Source organism: Cellulosimicrobium sp. GQ32, from assembly GCF_059758455.1.
The window spans coordinates 1-19,818 of the sequence record NZ_JCAXEP010000009.1; the positions used below are offsets into that span (position 1 = coordinate 1).

The following is a 19,818-nucleotide window of genomic DNA, read 5'->3' on the forward strand; positions in this document are numbered from 1 at the left end:
CGCGTCGACGATGCGGTAGGCGTACCCCTGCTCCGCCAGGAACCGCTGGCGGTGGGCCGCGAAGTCCTGGTCGACCGTGTCGCGCGCGACGACGGCGTAGAAGTGCGCGGTGCGGCCGTCGGACTTGGGGCGCATGACGCGACCGAGGCGCTGCGCCTCCTCCTGGCGGGACCCGAACGACCCGGAGACCTGGATCGCGACGGACGCCTCGGGCAGGTCGATGGAGAAGTTCGCGACCTTCGACACGACGAGCCGCGAGATCTCGCCTGTGCGGAACGCGTCGAACAGGCGCTGGCGCTCGCGGACCGTCGTCGCGCCCGTGATGAGCGGCGCGTCGAGGTGCTGCGACAGCTCCTCGAGCTGGTCGAGGTACTGGCCGATCACCAGCACCTGGTCGTCCGGGTGCTGCGCGACGATCTGCTCCACGACCCGGTTCTTGCCGGTGGCGGTCGCGGCGAGCCGGTACTTGTCCTCGGGCTCGGCGACGGCGTACGTCATGCGGTCGGACTCGGGCAGCGTGAGGCGCACCTCGACGCAGTCCGCGGGTGCGATGTACCCCTGGGCCTCGATGTCCTTCCACGGGGCGTCGTACCGCTTGGGCCCGATGAGCGAGAACACCTCGTCCTCCCGGCCGTCCTCGCGCACGAGCGTCGCGGTGAGCCCGAGGCGGCGGCGCGCCTGGAGGTCCGCCGTCATGCGGAAGATCGGCGCGGGCAGCAGGTGGACCTCGTCGTAGACCACGAGCCCCCAGTCGCGCGCGTCGAGCAGCTCGAGGTGCGTGTACACGCCCTTCCGCTTGGTCGTCAGCACCTGGTAGGTCGCGATCGTGACGGGCTTGATCTCCTTGCGTGCGCCGGAGTACTCGCCGATCTCGTCCTCGGTGAGCGTCGTGCGGCGCACGAGCTCGTCGCGCCACTGGCGCGCGCTCACGGTGTTCGTCACGAGGATGAGCGTCGTCGTCCCGGACCTCGCCATCGCGCCCGCCCCGACGATCGTCTTGCCGGCGCCGCACGGCAGCACGACGACGCCGCTCCCGCCGTGCCAGAACCCGTCCACCGCCTGTGCCTGGTACGGGCGCATCTCCCACGGCTTCGGCTCCTCGCCCTCGGCGCGCGGGGGCGTCGTCGGGCTGAGCGCGATGGCGTGCTTCTCGCCGTCGACGTACCCCGCGAGGTCCTCCGCGGGCCAGCCGAGCTTGACGAGCACCTGCTTGAGGTGGCCGCGCTCGGAGGGGTGGACGACGACGGTCGTGTCGTCGATCCGCTCGCCCACCAGTCCGGCGGTGCGCTTGGACTTGAGGACCTCGGCGAGGACGGCGCGGTCGGTCGCCTCGAGCACGAGCCCGTGCGTCGGATGCTGCGCGAGCGTGAGCCGCCCGTAGCGCGACATCGTCTCCGCGACGTCGATGAGGAGCGCGTGCGGCACCGGGTAGCGCGAGTACTCGATGAGCGTGTTGACGACCTGCTCCGCGTCGTGGCCGGCCGCGCGCGCGTTCCACAGCCCGAGCGGCGTGAGCCGGTACGTGTGGACGTGCTCGGGGGCGCGCTCGAGCTCGGCGAACGGCGCGATCGCACGGCGCGCGTCGTCGGCGCGCGGGTGGTCGACCTCGAGCAGCAGCGACTTGTCGCTCTGGACGATGAGGGGTCCGTCGGTCATGTGTCTCCTTGCCGAGGTAGAACCGTGGTCTCGCGAGGTAGAACCGTGGTGCCACCAGGGTTCTACGTCGACGGGGTGTCGGGGGCGACGGAGGCGATGCGGTGCACCGCGACCGTGAGCTCCGCGTCGCGCGCCGGGTCCTGCGCGCGCAGCCGTCCGGCATCGAGCGTGAGGGGTCGCACGCGGCGGCGGTCCTGCGAGCCCGTCGGGCCGACCACCTCGAGCCAGACCGACGCCCCGTCCGCGATCGCCTCGCGCAGCAGACCCAACGCGGCCACCGGGTCGGATGTTCCCTCCGCGGGGGCGTACCCGTCGGGGCGTCCGTGCGTGCCCGACGGCGTCCGCTCGCTCGCGCCCGTCGCGTCGCCCTCCGCGCGGGCCGTCCGCCCGCCCGCTCCGTCACCCCCGCGCTCGGCGGAGCGCGCGTCCGCCGCGCGCAGACGTGCGACGAGGTCCGCGAACCGCTGACTCCGCTCGGTGGCGCCGCTCGGCTCGTCGACGCGCGCCCCGGAACCGGGGACGACGCCGGTCCGAACGCGACCGCGTCGACCGGCGGGGACGACCCGACCGCGTCGAGACGGCGCGACGCCGTCGGGCGCGCCACGCCGCCCGGCCCGGTCCGCGACGAGCACACGCCCGTCCGGGCCCTCGACGACGGCCGGCACACCGCGGGCGCGCAGCGCTTCCTGGAGCTCTCCGGCGGGCGCGGCCGACGCGAGCACGGTCGGCGCGAGGAGCACGAGGCCCAGCCCGCGCAGAGCCGGGTCCTCCGCGATCCCGGCCAGCAGGACCGGGTCCTCGGCGCGCACGTACGACGACGCGGTCCCCACGCGCACCCGACCGTGGCGGCGGGCCGTGTCCCGCACCAGGTACTCGAGCGGCTGGGGGACGGGCGTGCGCGAGTGCGCCGCGAGCTCGGCGAGGAGCTCGTCGGCCGTCGCGCCGCGGTCGAGCGCGCGCAGGACGGAGTCCGGGGTGAACCGGACCGTCGTCGCGGCGCCACGCGACTCGACGTCGGCCGCGACCTCCACGAGCCGCTCGAGCGTGCGCGACGGCCGACCCGGCACGATGCCGGTGAGGTCGCCCTGGAGCAGCAGGTCGTCGACCTCGGTCGGGAGCACCGCCTCGAAGGCGGCGCCGAGGTCGGCCGGACCGGTCCCGGACGACGACGCAGGGTCGTCGGACCCGAGGAGGACCTGGCCCGGGGGCGCGAGCGCGCCCGCACCGGTGACCCCCAGCAGCGCGGCCTCGCGCAACAGCCCCGCGACGGCCTGCTCCGGCGGCACCGCTCGCGGCGTGCGCCACCGCAGCACCGCGACGACGTCGGCCGCCGCGAGCGGGCGCCCGGGGGCGAGGTCGAGGACGTCCAGGACGGACCGCCGCAGCCGGGGCACCCACGGGCGCCACAGCTCCGGGTCGAGCGCGGCACGCAGAGCGCCCTTCTCGTCGCGGCTGCCCACGAGCCAGGGGGTCCGGCGCGAGCGCCACCAGCCGCGGGCGAGCGTCGCCCAGCGGTCGCCCAGGTCGTCGTCGAGCCAGTCCTCCGCGGCGAGGGTCGGGGCGAACGTCGGCGGATCGTCGCCGTCGTCGGCCACGAGCCCGGACGCCGCCGCGAGCTCGACCACCGCGGCCGCCGTCGGGTCGTCCACCTCGAGGGCGAGCGCGGCCCGCCGCAGGTCGCGCACCCCGAGCCCCCCGGCGCGCAGCACTCCCGGCGGGTGCTCGGTCCAGTGCGTCACGAGCCGCGCGACGAGCCGCACGGCCTCGAGCCCGGCGCTCGCGGACTCCGCGTCGACCGTCGTCGTCGGGAGCTCGCGGACCTCAGCGACGGGCGGTGCGGTCCGGACGTCGCGGTGCGTTCGACCGCCGCGCAGGGCGAGCCCGACCTCGCGCGGCAGCACGACGTGCCGCTCGTCCGTCGCACGCAGGTAGCCGTGCTCGACGAGCCAGCTAGTCGTGCGCCGGGCCGACGCGTCCGCGCGGGGTGCGACCCCGACGGGCGGTCCCCAGGTCAGGGCGTCGAGGATCGCCCGAGCGCCCGGCGGGGCGTCGTCGGGCAGGTCGGCGGGCGGCGCGCTGGTCCGGGCCGCGCTCGCGTCGCCTGCGGCGAGAGCGGCGACGGGGCCGAGGCCGGCGGGGTGCGGGCCGAGGACCTCCGCGACGCCCGGCGCCGGGCGGGACCCGGCCGACCGGGTGCCGGGGGTCCAGACGAGCGCGAGCTCGTCGAGGAGGGCGAGCGCGGCGGTGACGCGGGGCCGGTCGACGCCCGTCGCCCGGGCGACCGCCGACGCCGTCGCGGGGGACCCCACGGAGTCGAGGACCAGCACCGACTCCAGGACGTGGAGCGTGAGCTCGTCCAGCCCCGCGAGCGCGCGCTCCAGGCTCGTCCGGTTCATCGCGCGCGCGGCGAGCGAGAGGAGCGTCGAGGGCGACGGCGTCGCGAGGTCGGGCCGCCGCCGGAGCAGCGCGACCAGGGCGTCGTCGTCGCGCTGGCGCAGCGACTCGCTGTACGTCGGAGCCCGCTCGGGCCGGGAGATGGCCATCCGTTCGATGTTACGCGCCGGGCTCGGTCCCACGAGATCGGTGGTCGCGGTCGAGATCGGCAGTCGGGACCGCCGATCTCGACGGAACGTGCCGACGTCGTGCCGGACCGCCGCGCTCAGAGAGGCGGGAGGAACGGGTCGGGGCGGAGGCCGCGGACGACGTCGGGCGGGACGTGCCGCAGGACCCGCGCCACGACGTGCGACGGCCGGTCCCTGGACGTGACGCGCAGCAGGCGGTTCCCCGAGCGCTCGATCGCCTCCTGTCGCAGCTTCTCCTGGACGAGCACGCGGCCCGGGTCCTCGCGGGGCGCCAGACCGGACGGACCGGTGCGGTACTTCACGAGGCCGTCGAACTCCAGCAGCAGCCGCCATCGCGTCCAGCCCAGGTCGACCCGCACCGGGCCGACCTCGGTCCGGAGCGGCACCTGGGTGTCCGGGCGCGGCAACCCGGTCCGCAGGAGGACGTACCGCAGCCAGGTCTCGCGAGCCGATTCCGCGCCCGGGTCCGCGAGCTCGAGCACGTGCCGGCCCTGACGTGAACCGCGCCCTCGCGGCAGTCGGTCGAGGACGGCCGCGACGTCGGACCGCCGGACTCCCCGCGCGAGCGCCGCGTCCGCCACGACCAGACCGTCGAGCGCGGGCATCGTGCGCAGGCAGTCGGCGGCGGTGCGCGCGAGCGAGGTCGCGGTGACTCCGAGGGTCGTCACCCGGTCCTCGGCACCGACCTCCCCGACGTGCCGCGTCACGTCGCGCGCCGCGGAGCCCGACCTGCGGTACGGCTGGAACACGTGGGTCGTCGTGGGGAGCTCCCGCACGGGCAGACCGTGCAGGAGCGCTGCGGACGCGTGGCTCACGACCGGGTCGGCGCGCAGGGCGTGGGCGACGGCACGGGCTCGGGCGACCGCGAGCGTGCGCTCCGCCACGAGGGGCGGGACGCCGGGCGGGGGCGTGTCCCGGTACGCGCCGCGCCGCACGCGTTCCCACTCGCCGGCGGCGAGGCGGCGCCGAGCCTCTTCCGGGAGGTGCTCGTGCGCGAGGTGCACAGGGGTCTGGGGCTCTCGACTCGGCATGGGAAGGGATCGTGCCGGACCTGAGACCGCCGCAGGTCGGGCGGCGCCAGTGCTGTGGACGGCGCCCGCGCGGTGCAGCGGTTGTGGACGGCGCCCGTGACGCGTCCCCGTGCCGCTCAGGCCCGGCGCACCTGTTCGGCAGGTTCTGTCGGCATCGGCAGGTGCGACCGCCGATCTCGACTCCGACCGCCGACCTCGGCGGATCCCGTGCTCAGCCGCGGGCGGTGCGTCGGCAGACCTCGTCCCAGGGCGTCGGCTCGATCCCGAAGCGGGCGCGTGCCGCCGTGTCGTCGAGCACGTAGGGGCGCTCCCACTGGTAGGCGAGGTCGCGCAGCTCGCGCAGGAGGGGCGAGAAGAGGCCGGCGGCGGCGAGGCCGGCGCCGCGCAGGGAGCGGACGCGGACGGGCGGGTGCCCGACGCTCGCGAGGACGTCGGTCAGTGCCTCGCGCTGGGTGCGCGGCGGGTTGCTCGGCGTGTGCCACGTGCGGCCGTGCGCGTCGGGGTCCGCCGCCGCCGCGACGAGAGTGCGCGCGGCGTCGCGCACGTCGGTGAACGAGTGCGGCAGGTCGGTGCGCCCGATCATCGTCACGGAACGCCCGCGCAGCGCGGCCGGGACGACGCGCGAGACGTGCCCGTTGCTCCCGACGCCGGGCCCGACGAAGTCGGAGCTGCGCACCTCGACGACGCGCGCGCGACCGGCGCGGTGTGCGGCGAGCGCGTCGGCCCAGAGCCGGGCGCGCAGGACGCCCTTGTGGTCGGCCGCCGCGTCGGGCAGGTCCTCGGTCATCGGCCCGTCGACGGGACCGTACGGGTAGAGGTTGCCCGTGATCGCGTAGACGGCGCCGGTGCGCTCGACGGCGGTGAGCATCGCGGTCGCGAGGGGCGGCCACACGCGCTCCCACTGCGTGTAGTCGCCAGGGTTGGCGCAGTTGTAGAGCACGTCGGCGCCCTGCGCGACCCGGGTCAGGGCGTCGGCGTCGGACGCGTCGAGGGCGCGGTGGGTGACGCCGGCCACGCCGGTGTCCCGGCCGCTGCGGGTGACGACGGTGACGTGCGACCCGCGGGCGGCGAGCTCCGCGGCGACGTGCCGGCCGACCGGACCGGCGCCCACGACGACGTGCCGGTCGGAGGAGGACGGGGTGCTGGACATGGAGGTCTCCTTTCCGAGAGCAGTGCTCTCGCTTCATCGAGGAGCATGGCACGGCGAGGGCTCCAGAGCAAGAGCGGTGCTCTCGTTTGTGGGCGGCGCTCTCGTCTGCCACCCTGGCGAGGTGACCGCACCCCGCACTGCACGTGCCCTGGCGCGCGAGACCCTGACGCGCGACATCCTCGACGCCGCCCGCGCGCGGCTCGTCGCCGACGGCCCCGCCGCGCTCTCGCTGCGCGCCGTCGCGCGCGACGTCGGCATGGTGTCGTCGGCCGTCTACCGCTACTTCCCGAGCCGCGACGCTCTCCTCACCGCCCTCCTCGTCGAGTGCTACGACGAGCTCGGCGCGGCCGTCGAGGACGCCGAGTCCGCCGTCGCCCGTGGCGACCTGACCGGCCGGTGGCTCGCCGCCTGCCGGGCGCTGCGGTCCTGGTGCGTCCAGCGGCCCGGTGACTTCGCCCTGCTCTACGGCACGCCCGTGCCCGGCTACGCGGCACCGCAGGACACCGTCGAGCCCGCGACCCGGGTCGTGCGGGCGCTCGTGGGGATCGTCGCCGACTCCTGGGAGAGCGGCGAGGGCCCCGTTCCCGCCCCGCGGGACGGTGGCGACGCGGCCGCGCTCGTCGCCCCGGCCGTCGCGTACGTGAGCGCACGGGGTCTCGTCGCGCCCGACGCCCCGCCGGAGGCCGTCGTGCGCACCCTCATGGCCTGGACCGCCCTGTTCGGCACCGTGTCCTTCGAGCTGTTCGGCCATCTCCACCGCACGGTGGCCGACTACACCGACTGGTTCGACGCCGTCGCCCTGCGGGTGGGGGCCGACGCGGGCGTGGTCCCGCGGTCCGCGACGCCCTGAGCCGCCCCGCCGCCACGTCGCGCGGGCCGGGTGCGAGGCGCACGCGCGGTACGGATGCGGCTTTGCCGCCGCGTGCCCGGTAGCCTGGGGGTTCTGGTTCCTACGAGCACGAACGAGGTTCACGTGCCCACCGGCAAGGTCAAGTGGTTCGACACCGAACGCGGGTTCGGCTTCATCGCCAACGACGACGGCGGCGAGGTCTTCCTGCACGCCTCCGCGCTGCCCGCGGACGCGCCCGCGCCCAAGCCGGGCGCGCGCGTCGACTTCGGCGTCGCGGACGGTCGACGCGGCCCGCAGGCGCTCGCGGTCAAGCTCCTCGACCCGGCCCCGTCCGTGGTCAAGGCGAAGCGGCGCTCGGCGGACGAGATGGCGGTGATCGTGGAGGACCTCATCAAGGAGCTCGACCGGATCCGTGACGGGCTCGGCAAGGGCCGCTACCCGGAGAAGGGCAAGGCCACGATGGTCGCCAAGGTCCTGCGCGTGGTCGCCGACGAGATCGAGGGCTGACATGGTCGCCGTGGCTGCCGCCGAGGAGCGTTCCCGGGGAGTGTCCGCGCGTGCCGCGCGCGACGCCGTGCTCACGGGCGCGGTCGAGCTCGCGCGCGCCGCGGCCCAGGAGGTCGCCGAGAGCCCCGAGGACGTCGGGGAGCACCTCGGCACGTACGCGGAGGCGGACCGCCTCATCTCCCACCGGTTCGCGTGCACGATGCGCGGCTACCGCGGCTGGCACTGGACCGTCACCCTCGCGCGCGTGCCGCGCGGCCGGACGGCCACGGTGTGCGAGGTCGAGCTGCTGCCCGGTGACGGCGCGCTGCTCGCGCCGTCGTGGCTGCCGTGGTCCGAGCGCCTGCGTCCGGGCGACGTGGGGCCCGGCGACGTGCTCCCGTTCCGCGCCGACGACCCGCGCCTCGAGCCCGGCTACGTGCCGACGGGCGACGAGGAGCAGGACGCCGTCGCGATCGACGAGCTCGCCCTCGCGCGCGCCCGGGTCCTGTCCCCGCAGGGCAAGGACGAGGCCGCCGAGCGCTGGTACCGCGGCTCGCGCGGCCCGACGGCGCGCGGCGCCGTCGCGTCGGCCGCGGAGTGCGGGTCGTGCGGGTTCCTCGTGACCCTCCAGGGCAGCCTCGGCCAGGTGTTCGGCGTGTGCGCGAACGAGTGGTCGCCCGACGACGGCAAGGTCGTGAGCCTCGACCACGGCTGCGGCGCGCACTCGGAGACCGACGTCGAGCCGCAGCGCAGCGACTGGCCGGACGCCGACCCCCTGGTCGACGAGCTGCACGTCGAGATCGTCTCGCTGCTCGAGTCGGTCGCCACGACGGCGGGGCCCGCGACCGCGGCGGTCGCGTCGGCGGACGCGGACCCCGCGCCCGTGCTCGACGGCCCGGAGCCCGGGCTCGCGGCCGAGCCGGACGACGACGCGCCGGGTGAGCCGGCACCGGTCGACGAGGCCTCGTTCGACGCGCAGCCGGACTCTGAGCCGACCGCCGAGCCGGCGGCGGACGAGCCGCAGGAGTGACGGACGACGTCTTCGGGACGGCCGCGCTGCGCCGTGCGGTCCTGGAGGCGTGGCGGTCGTCGCCGACGCGTCTGCGCGAGGACGCGAACACCGAGGAGGACCACGCCCACGGGTCGTACCGGGGGCGGGTCGTCGTCGAGCTCGCGCAGAACGCCGCAGACGCCGCGGCCCGTGCCAGGGTCCCGGGGCGGTTGCGCCTGAGCCTGCACGCGCCGTCGGGACCTGACGGGACCTGGGCGCTGCGCGCGGCGAACACCGGGGAGCCGCTGGACGCGCCGGGCGTCGCGTCGCTCGTGGCGCTGCGTGCGTCCGCGACGGGGCGGGGTGCACGCGACACCGACGGTCGGGCGGCCACGGTCGGCCGGTTCGGAGTCGGCTTCGCGGCCGTCCGGTCGGTCTCCGACCGGGTGCGGGTCGGCGCGGGCGAGCGCGCCGTCGAGCTGTCGCTCGCGCGCACGCGCGCCGCGCTCGACGACGTGGTCGCCGACCGCCCCGACCTCGCCGCCGAGGTGGCGCGCCGCGGCGACCGGCTCCCGGTCCTGCGGCTCCCGTTCCCGACCCGTGTCGAGGTGCCGTCGGGCTATGACACGGTCGTCGAGATCGAGCTGCGGGACGCCGACGCCCTCGCCGCCGTCCGCGCAGAGCTCGCCGCGGTGGACGACCCGCTGCTGCTCGCGCTGCCCGCGCTCACCGAGGTCGTCGTCGCCGGGGACGGTCTCCAGGAACGCCGGGTCGCCGACGTCGCCGACCGGTGGACCGTCCTGCGTCGGGAGGGGGCGATCGACCCGGCTCTCCTCGCGGACCGCCCGGTCGAGGAGCGTGCGACGACGCGGTGGGCGGTCGCGTGGGCGCTGCCCCGTGATGATGCGCGGACCGACGTCCTGCACGCGCCGACCCCCACCGACGAGCGCGTCACGTTCCCCGCGCTCCTCCTGGCGACCTTCCCGCTGGACCCGTCGCGCCGGCACGTCCCGCCCGGGCCGGTCACCGCGTACGTCGCGCGCGCGGCGGGGCGGGCGTACGCGGAGCTGCTCGGCGAGCTCGCGCCGTCGCGCGGCGCCGACGTGCTGGCCCTGGTCCCGACCGGGCTGCCGGCGAGCCCGGTCGACGCGGAGGTGCGGGCGTCGGCCGAGGCGGAGCTTGCCCGGACCCCGCTCCTCCCGCTCGACGCGGCGTCCGCACGGGGCGCCGAGGAGCCGCTCAGGGTGGCCGACGACGACGCGGAGGACACCGGCCGGCACTTCCTGGTCGCGCCCGCCGAGGCGCGCGTCCTCGCGGGAGACGTGGGCGACGTGCGCGTGCGGGCCGAGCTCGGGGTCGCGCACCTGGTGGACGTCCCGGGTCCGCTCCGCGCGGTCGCGCGGTCGCTCGGGGTGCAGGTCGTGGACCTCGCGGACGTGGTGGACGACCTCCCGCTCGTCGCCGACCCGGCGCGCTGGCGGGCGTTGTACGACGCTCTCGCGCCGCACGCCGCCGACCGGTCGGTGCTCGAGGCGCTGGGCGCGCTCCCCGTGCCCCTGCTCGGCGGACAGGTCGTGCGCGGCGCCCGCGGTCTGCTCCTCCTGGACGCCGGGTCGGGCGAGCCGTCGGACGCCGGCGGTGGGGTGCTGGACGCCCGCGACGCGGCCGACCTCGGGCTGCGCGTCGTCGACCCGCGCGCGGCGCACCCGCTGCTGGAACGTCTCGGGGCACGCGCGACCGACCTGCGGACGGTGCTCTCCGACGGAGCCGTCCGCGAGCGCGTCCTCGCGGCGTCGGACGCGGCGGAGGCGGGCGACGACCCGACGGCCGACGTGGAGCGGCTGCTCGCGCTGGTCGCGACGGCGCTACGGGACGTGACGGACGCGGCGCGGGCGGGGCTGCCGTTCTGGTGGGGCGAGCTGCCCGTCCCGACGGCCGACGGCGACCGTGCGCCCGTGCGGGGCTGCGCGCTGCCTGGCACCTGGGCCGCGGACGCGCTCGGCACGCTCGACCTCGTCGATCCCGCGGTCGTCGACCGCTGGGGCGAGCCGGTGCTGCGCGCGGTGGGGGCGGCCGCGGGTCTCGGGGTGCTGCGCGTCCGCGACGTGCTCACGCCGGCCTCGGCCGACGACGAGCCGGACCTGGACCCGCACGGGCCGGAGGGGTGGCTGTCCGACTGGGGCGGGTACCTCGCGTACCTCACGGCGACCCTCGGCCCCGAGGCGTACGTGGGCGACGTCGTCGCGGTCGCCGACCTGGACGCCGTCGCCGACGACGCGTGGCCCGACGCCCTCTCGCGCCTCGCCGCGGACCCGGCCGCGCGCGAGGCGCTGCTCGCCCCCGTGCGGGCGGAGGGCGGCCGCACGGCGGCGGCGCGCTCCTACACCGCGTGGTGGCTGCGCGAGGAGCTCGGTGGGGCGTTCGCGCTCGGGACCGGCCCCGTGCGGGTCCCGTTCCTGCGCCCGGCACCGCCGGAGGTGGCGGGGCTCGACGACGAGGCGCTGGTCGCGCTGGGCGGCGTGCGGGACCTCGCGGAGCTCGAGCCGGACGAGTGGGTCGAGCTGCTGGACGACCTGCCCGACGTCGGGAAGCCCGTCGACGCGCAGGCCGCGCTGACGCTCTGGCGCGCGCTCGGCGTCCTCGCGGGCCGGGGCGAGCGGCTGGACCCGCCGCCGGACCGGGTGCCCGCGCTGCGCGCCGGTGCGGTGCTCGTGATCGGCGCGGACGGCGTCGCCGTCGCGCCCGACCCGATGTGGTCGCCCGTCCGCGCTGTCCTTCCCGCGCCGGCGGGGCTCGTCGACGAGGTCGCGGACCTCCTGGACGTCGCGACCGTCCCGCGCGACGCGCCCGCCCCCGACGCCGCCGGCCGTCGTGCCGACGTCCCCGAGGTGGTGCACGCGGTCCTCGACGGGCCGGTGCCGCGCACCTGGGAGCGCCACGACGACCTCCGCGTGGGCGGGGTCGAGGTCTCGTGGTGGGTGGAGCGCGGCGGGGGAGCGGACGTCGTCGTGCACGCGACCGGGCCGGCCGGGCTCGCCGCGGGGCTCGCGGTCGCGGCGGGACGGTACGGCGCGAGGTTCGTGCTCGAGGAGGTGCTCCGCGACCCGGGAGCGGCGCAGGGGGCGCTGGCGCGGACGGCCTGGGACGACCCTCAGGCGTCCGACGACGTGCGGTAGCGGGTCCGGTTGCGGCGCTCCCACGCGAGCCCGAGGAGGCCGAGGACGAGGCCGGCCCCGCACGTGGCGACCGCGCGCGCGGAGATCGTGCCGAGGGCGAGGAGGACGGCGCACACGACGAGCGCGACCGCCCAGAGGCCCATCCCGACGAGTATCACGACGCGCAGGTCGACGCGCCAGGGCCCCGGGTCGGGGCGTCGGCGGTCGGGGTGGAGCAGCAGCGTGACGAACGAGGGCACAGGGGCATCGTAGCCACGGCGCGGTTTTTCACCCGTACCCGGATGTCACAACCGTGACCTGCGCCACGTCCCCTTCTGGTGTGAGCACACGTCGGGAGCACTCGCAACGGCACGCTAGGATGCATGCGCCGCGCTACGGCCTCCACAGGTGGTCACCTGTCCAGGTGGATCTGGCCGGCGCGGGGCCGCACATCGCTTCGGGACCGTCGTCCGATGTATCCGGACCTTCGGCAGAACATGGAATCTGGACACCCGTCCAATCTATTTCGCCGAGCGACTAGCGCAGCGCGAGATCCGCAGGATCCTGCCCCTCAGGACGCCTCCGACCACGACGGTACGGAACGTCTTCTCACCCGGGTGAAACCCCCTGACAACTCTCGTTCCCGCAGTTTCTGAACCCTAGGATGAGTCGCCATGCAGGGTGTGGAACCGACCGGAGGTGGACGCATGTCCCACAGCGTCACCGAGGACGCCAGGCGGAGCCTGCGCACCCTTCTCGCCACGACTCCCGCGGCTCGGATCCGCGCCGCGCGCGCCGCGTTCGCCGCGCAGGGCTGGGAGGTCGCCTACCGGCGTCGGCTCCTGCTCACCGACACGGCGGTGATCGTCGTCGCCGTGCTCGTCGCCTACTTCCTGCGCTGGGACCAGTTCATCAACGAGCCCGTCCGCGAGACACGCGTGCCGTACGTCGTGCTCAGCCTCCTCGTCGGTGTCGCCTGGTCCCTCTCGCTCTCCGCGAGCCGGACGCGCGACCCGCGGGTCATGGGCAGCGGCCCCACCGAGTACCACCGGATCTTCGACGCGTCGTGGCGGCTCTTCGCCGTCCTCGCGGTGCTCGCGTTCCTGCTGCGCTTCCCCGAGGCGCGCGGGTACCTCGCGTTCGCGTTCCCGATCGGCCTCGGCGGGCTGCTCCTCGGCCGCTACGCCTGGCGGCAGTGGCTGCACGGCCAGCGGGCCCACGGGCGCATGCGCTCGGCGGTGCTCGCGATCGGCCACCGCGACCAGGCCGAGCGCCTCATCCGCGACCTCAACGGCCGGGACGAGTCGGGGTACCGCGTCGTCGGCGTGTGCGTCCCGTCGGGCGGGTTCGGTGCCGGCGAGGAGATCCGCGGCGTCCCGGTCCTCGGGGAGCTGCGGCACGCGGGCGAGGTCGCCACGCGGGTCGGCGCGGACGTCGTCGCCGTGTCGGGTTCGGACGCCATCACGGCCGAGGTCGTGCGACGGCTGGGCTGGGAGCTCGAGCCGTACGGAGTCGACCTCATGCTCACGGCCGAGCTCGCGGACGTCGCCGGACCCCGCATCACCATCACGCCCGCGGAGAGCGTCTCGCTCCTGCACGTGGACGCACCCCGGTTCACGGGGCCCAAGTTCGCCGTGAAGTCGGTCATCGACTGGACCGGCGCCGCGCTCATCACGCTCGCCGCGCTGCCGGTGCTCGTCCTCGTCGCGCTCGCCGTCCGGGTCACGAGCCGCGGCCCGGTGCTCTTCCGTCAGGAGCGCGTCGGCCGCAACGGGCGGTCGTTCTTCATGTTCAAGTTCCGGTCGATGCGCGTCGGCGCCGACCGCGAGGTCCAGCACCTCGAGGAGCAGAACGACGGTGCGGGCCCGCTGTTCAAGATGCGCGACGACCCGCGCGTCACGCGCGTCGGCCGTGTGCTGCGTCGCTACTCCCTCGACGAGCTCCCGCAGCTGTTCAACGTGCTGCGTGGCGACATGAGCCTCGTCGGGCCGCGTCCGCCGCTGCCGCGCGAGGTCCAGAAGTACGAGAAGAAGGTGCGCCGTCGCCTCCTGGTCAAGCCCGGTCTCACGGGCCTGTGGCAGGTCGGCGGCAGGTCGGACCTGTCGTGGGAGGAGAGCGTCCGCCTCGACGTCTACTACGTCGAGAACTGGACGATGTTCGGTGACTTCCTCATCCTCGCGCGCACGGCGCGCGCGGTGTTCTCCGGCTCCGGGGCCTACTGAGGCCGGCGGGGTGCACGGTCGGGCACGGGGAGGTGCGTCGTGCGGGTCTCGGTCTCGGGATGCGGTCGCCGCGGCGTCCTGCACGCGGCCTGCCTCGCCGCGGCGGGCCACGAGGTCGTGCTCCACGACACGGATCCCCGCGCTCTCGACGTGCTCCGCACGGGACCGGGCAGCGCGGCTGAGCCGCGGCTCCACCGCCTCCTCGCGCTCGGCCTGGTGAGCGGTCGGCTTCGCCCCACCACGGACCGCACCGCGGTCGCCGGTGCGCGCGTGCACGTCCTGTGCGTCGGTGCTGGCCCCGACCCCGACCCCGACGGCGTCTCGCGCGTGGCGACGCTCCGCGACGCGCTCGACGACCTCGCCCCGCACCTCGGCCCCGGGGACCTGGTCGTCGGGCGCGCCCGGGTACCGGCCGGTACGGCCGAGTGGCTCGCGGCCTCCCTGCTCGCCGACGGCGTCAAGGCGACCGTCGCGTGGGTGCCCGACGAGCACCGACCGGGCCACGCCGTCGTCGACCTGCTGCACCCGGCGCGGCTCGTCCACGGGGTGCCCGCGGGCCCGGACGGCGAGCGGGCGGGCGTGATCCTCGACGCGCTCCACGCGGTGCAGCTCGCGACCGACGCTCCCCGGACCGTCACCGACCTCGCGACGGCGGAGCGGCTCGGGCACGGCGCGGGCACGCCGCGCCTCGCGGCCCTCGACGGTCTCCGCGGGGGCAGGCGCGACGACGTCGACGTGGCGTCGAGCACACCCGCCGCGGCGCTCGCCGCGGTGGGCGCCGCCTGACGTGCGCGGACACCTCCCGGGGGCGATGCCGGACCGTGTCCCCCGTGTTACCGCGCGGTCACAGGGTTCTGGCAGCATTCTCACCATGTCCACACCCACCTCCGTCCACGAGGACGAGCAGGCGCCTGCCCCCGCGTCCGGCGCGATCGACCGCTTCTTCAAGATCACCGAGCGCGGATCGACGGTCGGCACCGAGATCCGTGGTGGTCTCGTCACGTTCTTCGCGATGGCCTACATCATCGTGCTGAACCCGCTGATCATCGGGACGGTCCAGGACGGCACGGGCCAGTTCCTCGGCGGCGGCGACGCGCCCGACTTCGGCAAGATCGCCGCGGCGACCGCGCTCGTCGCGGGCGTCATGACGATCGCCATGGGCGTCTTCGCGAACTTCCCCCTCGGTCTCGCCGCCGGGCTGGGCCTCAACGCCGTCGTGGCGTACTCGATCGCGTCGCTGCCGGGGGTGACGTGGGCGGACGCGATGGGCCTCGTCGTCATCGAGGGCCTCATCATCCTCGTCCTCGTGCTCACCGGGTTCCGCGAGGCGGTCTTCCGCGCGGTCCCGGTCGAGCTGAAGACGGCCATCAGCGTGGGCATCGGTCTCTTCATCGCGCTCATCGGTCTCGTCAACGCGGGCTTCGTCACCGCCGGCAGCGGCACGCTCCTCGCGCTCGGCAACCTCGGTACGTGGCCGATCCTCGTGTTCGTCGTCGGCCTCGTGCTGACGATCGTGCTGTGGGTCCGCAAGGTCAAGGGCGCCCTGCTCGTCGCGATCCTCACCGCGACCGCGCTCGCCGTCGTGCTGGAGAACACCCTGCACATCGGGGCCAAGGCGCCCGACGGCTCCAACCCGAACGGCTTCAACCTCAACGCGCCCACGTTCGACGGCGTCGCGCAGGTCCCCGACTTCGGCCTCCTCGGCCAGTTCTCGCTCCTGGGCTCGTTCCAGAACATCGCGACCGTCACGGTCGTCCTGCTGGTGTTCTCGCTCCTGCTCGCCGACTTTTTCGACACGATGGGCACGATGGTCGCCGTCGGCGCCGAGGCGCGCCTCCTCGACGAGGACGGCACCCCGCCGCGCTCGCGCGCGATCCTCGTCGTCGACTCGCTCGCCGCGGCCGCGGGCGGCGCGGGCTCGGTGTCGTCGAACACGAGCTTCGTCGAGTCCACGACGGGTGCCGGCGAGGGTGCGCGCACCGGCCTCGCGTCCGTCGTCACGGGCGTCGCGTTCCTGCTCGCGACGTTCCTCTCGCCGCTCGTCGCGCTCGTGCCCTACGAGGCGGCCGCGCCCGCGCTCGTGTTCGTCGGGTTCCTCATGATGACGCAGATCGCCGGCATCTCCTGGAAGAACGTGGAGATCGCGATCCCGGCCTTCCTCACGATCATCGTCATGCCGTTCACGTACTCGATCGCGGACGGCATCGGCGCGGGCTTCCTCGCGTTCGTCGTCATCAAGCTGGCGCTCGGCAAGGTCCGCGCGATCCACCCGCTCATGTGGGTCGCGTCGGCGATGTTCCTCGTGTACTTCCTCCTCGGCCCGATCCGGGAGGCGCTGGGCCTTTAGGCTCGGCCCATGACGAGCGCGGCGGACGAGCGGTCGGGGAAGATGTCGGTGGACGCCCTCCCCGCCGCTCGTCCGCCCGCGTTCTACCGGCTGGAGAACACCGTCCAGCCGTACGACTGGGGCTCGACGTCGGCGATCCAGGATCTCCTGGGGGTGGAACCGGACGGTCGTCCGGCGGCCGAGCTGTGGATGGGTGCGCACCCGCTCGCGCCGTCGCGCGTCGTGCCCGACGGCGCGGGGCGCCCGGACGAGGCGCCTCGCCCAGCCGTTGCGGCGGCGTCGGCGTCGGGCACGACGCTGGCGGACCTGGTGCGCGCGGACCCGGTGGGGGTGCTGGGCCAGCGGGTCCTCGACCAGTACGGGCCGCGCCTGCCGTACCTCCTCAAGGTGCTCGCGGCCGAGCGCGCGCTCTCGCTCCAGGTCCACCCGCGCCCGCACCTCGCACGCGCGGGGTTCAACCGCGAGAACCGGGAGGGCGTGGCGCGCGACTCGCCGCTGCGCAGCTTCCACGACGACCAGCACAAGCCCGAGATGGTCGTGGCGGTGTCGCGCTTCGAGGGCCTGTCGGGGTTCCGGCGGCCGGCGCGCATCCTCGAGCTCCTCGACGGGCTCGACGGCGACCTCGTCGCCCGCATGCGCGCCGTGCTCCTCGCCCGCCCGACCGAGGCCGGCGTCCGCGAGGCGTTCACGCTCGCGCTCCATGCCCGTTCCGAGCCCGACGTCGCGGCGGACCTCGCTCTGACCGTCGCCTCGGTGCGGGCCCGGGCCGGCGCTCCGACCGGGTCGGGTGCCGTCGCGACGCCCGGTGCGCCTCGGCGCACGTCGCGGCGTGCCGACACCACGGTGCTCGCGCTCGCCGAGCAGCACCCGGGCGACCCCGGCGCCGTCGTCTCCCTCATGCTCAACCGGGTCACGCTCGCACCCGGGGAGTCCATGTTCGTGCCGTCCGGGCACGTGCACGCCTACCTGTCCGGCTGCGCGGTCGAGGTCATGGCGAGCTCCGACAACGTCCTGCGCGCCGGTCTCACGAGCAAGCTCGTCGACGTCGACGCGCTGCTCGAGTGCGCCACGTGCACGCCCGGGCCCGCCGCGCGCCCGCGCCTGGTCGACGACGGGTCCGGACTCGTCACCTACCGTCCCCCGGTCGCGGAGTTCGCGCTCCGGGCAGGCCGGGTCACGGGTGCCGTACCCCTGCCCGTCGCCGGCCCGCGCGTGGTGCTGTGCCTCGACGGTGTCGTGACGCTCGCCGAGGGCCTCCAGGTGGGGGCCGTCGAGACGCGCCTGGCGCGCGGCGAGTCGGTCTTCGTGCCCCATGCGACCGGGTCGGTCGTCGTGCGTGGCGACGGGCGCGTCGTCGTCGCCTACGTGCCCTGACCAGGGCGCGCACCCCCGTCCTCCCGTCCGGCGGTGACGTGCGCCTCTTTCCTTACTCTAGGTAATGAGTTAAGGTAACTATCATGCCTGCTGCGGACCCCACTGCCCCTTCCCGGAGCCAGTGCCGGCCCGCCACCCTCGGCGGTGAGCTCCGCGTGGCGCTCACGCGCATCTCGCGCCGGCTGCGCGCCCAGCGCGGCGAGGCCGACCTGCCCGAGGGCCGGTTCGGCGTGCTCACCGTCCTGCACAAGCACGGCGCGATGTCGCCGAGCGAGCTCGCCGAGCACGAGCGCGTCAAGCCGCCGTCGATGACCCGGGCCGTCAACGCCCTCGTCGATATGGGGCTGGTCGAGAAGGGCGAGCACGCGAGCGACCGCCGCCAGGTCGTCGTGCGGCTCACGGACGCCGGTGTGCGCGAGGTCAAGGAGACCCGCCGCCGCCGGGACGCGTGGCTCACGCAGCAGCTGTCCTCCCTCACACCCGACGAAAGAGAGACCTTGGCCCGCGCCAGTGAGCTGTTGACCCGGATCGCCGCCCGATGAGCGCGACGTTCTCCTCCCTGAAGTACCACAACTACCGCGTCTGGTTCGGCGCCGCGCTCGTCGCGAACGTCGGCACCTGGATGCAGCGCGTCGCGCAGGACTGGCTCGTCCTCACCGACCTCACCGACAACTCGGGCATCGCCGTCGGCGTCGTGACGGCGCTCCAGTTCGCCCCCGTGCTCGCGCTGTCCGCGTGGGCGGGGCTGCTCGCCGACCGGCTCCCGCGCCGCCGGCTCCTCATGGCCACCCAGGGCGCGATGGGTCTGCTCGCGCTCGGTCTGGGCGCTCTCGTCCTGTCCGGTCACGTCGAGCTGTGGCACGTCTACGTGTTCGCCGGCCTGCTCGGCGTCGTCTCGGCGTTCGACAACCCCGTGCGCCAGACCTTCGTCGCGGAGATGGTCCCCGCCGACAAGCTGTCCAACGCGGTCGGGCTCAACAGCGCGTCGTTCAACGCCGCGCGCCTCGTGGGGCCGGGAGTCGCCGGGCTGCTCATCGCGGCCGTCGGCTCCGGGTGGCTGTTCATCATCAACGGCGTGACGTTCGGGGCGACGATCCTCGCGCTGATGTACATGCGCACGCGCGAGCTCCACGTGCTGCCCAGCGCGCCGCGCGAGAAGGGCCAGATCCGCGAGGGCATCCGGTACGTGCGGCGGCGGACGGACATCATCGTCATCATGGTCGTCGTCGGCGTCGTGTCGACGTTCGGTCTCAACTTCCAGCTCACGTCCGCGATGATGGCGAAGGTCGAGTTCGGCAAGGGCCCGGGGGAGTACGGGATCCTCGGCTCGATCCTCGCGATCGGGTCGCTGACCGGGGCGCTGCTCGCCGCGCGGCGCGAGCGCCCGCGCGTCCGGCTCGTCATCGGGTCCGCGTTCGGGTTCGCCGTCGCGACGGGCGTCATGGCCCTCATGCCGACGTACCCGAGCTACGCGATCGCCTGCATCCCGGTGGGCCTCGCGTCGCTCACGATGATGACCGCTGCGAACTCCACGATCCAGATGTCGGTCGACCCCGTCATGCGTGGCCGCGTCATGTCGCTCTACATGATCGTGTTCCTCGGCGCCACGCCGGTCGGGTCGCCGCTCGTCGGCTGGATCGCCGAGGCGTGGGGCCCGCGCTGGGCCATCGGCGTCGGGTCGATCACCGCCGGCCTCGTCGCCGTGGGTGCCGCCGCCTGGGCGGTGCGCAACTGGCACCTCGAGGTCCGCTACCGCGTCCTGCAGCGCCCGCACCTCGTCGTGCGCTACCTCGACGCGGGCACTCCGGCGGACCGGTCGGCCCGCGCCGAGACGCGCCGTCGCCTCGGCGTCGAGGACGCGGAGGAGGCGGCCCGCGCCGCCTGACACCAGCTCGCCCCGGACGCCGAGCACGACATGAGGGTCGCTATGGAGCTCACAGCGACCCTCATGTCGTGCTCGACGCGGGGTGGTGG

At 75.2% G+C, this 19,818-nt stretch carries 15 protein-coding genes; 10 read left to right on the forward strand and 5 right to left on the reverse strand.

What is annotated here, in order from left to right:
- The 4 genes from AC6CH9_RS14760 to AC6CH9_RS14775 form a co-directional block, all read right to left on the reverse strand.
- On the reverse strand, positions 1-1,656 hold a 1,656-nt coding region (locus tag AC6CH9_RS14760; RefSeq protein WP_498155562.1), incomplete at its 3' end, for a DNA repair helicase XPB.
- A 62-nt stretch (positions 1,657-1,718) separates the two neighbouring features.
- Complete coding sequence (locus AC6CH9_RS14765) at positions 1,719-4,199, reverse strand: helicase-associated domain-containing protein (RefSeq protein ID WP_498155563.1); 2,481 nt, start codon at positions 4,197-4,199, stop codon at positions 1,719-1,721.
- 116 nt (positions 4,200-4,315) lie between these two features.
- Positions 4,316-5,269: a hypothetical protein gene (locus AC6CH9_RS14770; RefSeq protein ID WP_498155564.1), complete on the reverse strand. Its 954-nt coding sequence runs from the start codon at positions 5,267-5,269 to the stop codon at positions 4,316-4,318.
- A gap of 211 nt (positions 5,270-5,480) precedes the next feature.
- Positions 5,481-6,419: an NAD-dependent epimerase/dehydratase family protein gene (locus tag AC6CH9_RS14775; RefSeq protein ID WP_498155565.1), complete on the reverse strand. Its 939-nt coding sequence runs from the start codon at positions 6,417-6,419 to the stop codon at positions 5,481-5,483.
- A gap of 121 nt (positions 6,420-6,540) precedes the next feature.
- Here AC6CH9_RS14775 and AC6CH9_RS14780 point away from each other — a divergent pair, with 121 nt between their 5' ends.
- The 4 genes from AC6CH9_RS14780 (at position 6,541) to AC6CH9_RS14795 (ending at position 11,922) form a co-directional block, all read left to right on the forward strand.
- Positions 6,541-7,269, forward strand: a complete 729-nt coding sequence (locus AC6CH9_RS14780) for a TetR/AcrR family transcriptional regulator (protein WP_498155566.1) — start codon at positions 6,541-6,543, stop codon at positions 7,267-7,269.
- A 123-nt stretch (positions 7,270-7,392) separates the two neighbouring features.
- Positions 7,393-7,776 carry a cold-shock protein gene (locus AC6CH9_RS14785; protein WP_047232420.1) on the forward strand — a complete coding sequence of 128 codons (384 nt, stop codon included), beginning with the start codon at positions 7,393-7,395 and terminating at the stop codon, positions 7,774-7,776.
- A 1-nt stretch (position 7,777) separates the two neighbouring features.
- Positions 7,778-8,785 carry a DUF3027 domain-containing protein gene (locus AC6CH9_RS14790; protein WP_498155567.1) on the forward strand — a complete coding sequence of 336 codons (1,008 nt, stop codon included), beginning with the start codon at positions 7,778-7,780 and terminating at the stop codon, positions 8,783-8,785.
- On the forward strand, positions 8,782-11,922 hold the full coding sequence (locus AC6CH9_RS14795) for a sacsin N-terminal ATP-binding-like domain-containing protein (protein WP_498155568.1): 3,141 nt from the start codon (positions 8,782-8,784) through the stop codon (positions 11,920-11,922). The genes AC6CH9_RS14790 and AC6CH9_RS14795 overlap by 4 nt, the downstream gene beginning before the upstream one ends.
- Here the strand turns inward: AC6CH9_RS14795 and AC6CH9_RS14800 are convergent.
- Entirely contained in the window at positions 11,898-12,161 is a 264-nt protein-coding gene (locus AC6CH9_RS14800; protein WP_498155569.1) for a DUF2530 domain-containing protein, read from the reverse strand. The genes AC6CH9_RS14795 and AC6CH9_RS14800 overlap by 25 nt on opposite strands.
- Positions 12,162-12,608: 447 nt before the next feature.
- On the opposite strand from AC6CH9_RS14800, the gene AC6CH9_RS14805 reads away from it, so the two are divergent.
- The 6 genes from AC6CH9_RS14805 (at position 12,609) to AC6CH9_RS14830 (ending at position 19,729) form a co-directional block, all read left to right on the forward strand.
- A complete protein-coding gene (locus AC6CH9_RS14805) occupies positions 12,609-14,123 on the forward strand; it encodes a sugar transferase (RefSeq protein WP_498155570.1) in 1,515 nt (504 codons plus the stop codon).
- 39 nt (positions 14,124-14,162) lie between these two features.
- The gene (locus AC6CH9_RS14810) at positions 14,163-14,909 is read left to right on the forward strand and encodes a hypothetical protein (RefSeq protein WP_498155571.1); all 747 of its coding nucleotides are present in this window, start codon (positions 14,163-14,165) and stop codon (positions 14,907-14,909) included.
- A gap of 85 nt (positions 14,910-14,994) precedes the next feature.
- A complete protein-coding gene (locus AC6CH9_RS14815; protein ID WP_498155572.1) occupies positions 14,995-16,470 on the forward strand; it encodes an NCS2 family permease in 1,476 nt (491 codons plus the stop codon).
- A gap of 9 nt (positions 16,471-16,479) precedes the next feature.
- Complete coding sequence (gene manA / locus AC6CH9_RS14820; RefSeq protein WP_498155573.1) at positions 16,480-17,844, forward strand: mannose-6-phosphate isomerase, class I; 1,365 nt, start codon at positions 16,480-16,482, stop codon at positions 17,842-17,844.
- 83 nt (positions 17,845-17,927) lie between these two features.
- Positions 17,928-18,386, forward strand: a complete 459-nt coding sequence (locus tag AC6CH9_RS14825) for a MarR family winged helix-turn-helix transcriptional regulator (protein WP_498155574.1) — start codon at positions 17,928-17,930, stop codon at positions 18,384-18,386.
- Complete coding sequence (locus AC6CH9_RS14830; RefSeq protein WP_498155575.1) at positions 18,383-19,729, forward strand: MFS transporter; 1,347 nt, start codon at positions 18,383-18,385, stop codon at positions 19,727-19,729. Before AC6CH9_RS14825 ends, AC6CH9_RS14830 begins: the two co-directional genes overlap by 4 nt.
- The last annotated feature ends 89 nt before the right edge of the window (positions 19,730-19,818 follow it).